This window comes from Oleiphilus sp. HI0066, from assembly GCF_001635725.1.
On record NZ_LWFH01000227.1, the window covers coordinates 1 to 1108 of the forward strand.

Annotated in this window: 1 protein-coding gene; it reads left to right on the top strand. The window is 46.3% G+C overall.

Annotated elements, in window-relative coordinates; translation table 11 throughout:
• On the top strand, nt 1–871 hold an 871-nt coding region (locus tag A3738_RS03730), incomplete at its 5' end, for a helicase C-terminal domain-containing protein (RefSeq protein ID WP_304440060.1).
• Nucleotides 872–1108 lie beyond the last annotated feature (237 nt).

The window sequence follows — 1108 nt, forward strand, 5'->3', positions numbered from 1 at the left end:
GCAGTTCTATTCAAAAGATTCTAAGCCCGATGATCAGCCAGATGCGCGATGGGCGACCTTGCGTGACTATGAAAATGGTTCAGACATCTATTTGTTTGGCAGCCCACTGAGTGCAGGAGGCTTATTAAATGTTGCGCTTTGGAAGCGTGCTTACGGCGCCGTGTTGACTTCTGCAACACTCACTGCACTCGGAAAGTTTGATCATTTACGACACAAGGCAGGGCTTCCTCAAGGCTCGGTGTATCATCGCGTACCAAGTCCATTTGATTTTCAGCAAGCGGGTCTATTAAGAGTACCGCCGATGCGTTCATTGCCGAATCAAGCACAGGCGCATACGCAAGAGTTGATCGATGATCTTGAAGATTGGATCGAAGATCATAAAGCAGTGCTTGTGTTGTTCAGTTCGCGCAAGCAGATGAATGACGTGTTTTACGGAGTCGATCGTGACTTGCGTGAAGATATGTTGACCCAAGACGATATGGGTAAGCAGGAATTGATTCAGCTGCATAAGAAAAAAATAGATCAGGGTAAGCGCAGTATTTTGTTTGGTCTGGCGTCACTTGCCGAGGGCATCGATTTGCCAGGTAAGTATCTGACGCATGTTGTTATTGCCAAAGTGCCGTTTGCTGTGCCGAATGATCCTTTAGAGCAAGCGATTGCTGAGTGGATTGAAAGTCAGGGGCGTAATCCCTTTATGGAGATCTCTGTTCCTGAAGCAAGTTTGCGACTGATTCAGGCATGTGGCCGTTTGATCAGAACAGAGCAAGATTCAGGGCAAATTACGATTCTCGATCAACGATTAATCACCAAGCGTTACGGCAGCTTGTTGCTTGATGCTTTGCCACCTTATCGTCGTCAGCTGGGTTCTTAGTTTAAGCAATTGTCTACCGTTCAATCTTTTGCGCATAAATTGCATGAGCAGTAATTTGGCCCACCACAATTGCTGAAAATATGAGGGCTGCCGACTCACCAACACTTGATATCGGCAGTACTGTCGCCTCATAAAAGTTTTACCCAGCGCTCACTAATATACGGCTGCCAGGTACCATCAAAATGATGCCCTGGACCATGTATATATTTCCAATGAGTTTTAAGTTCTTCGCCACCT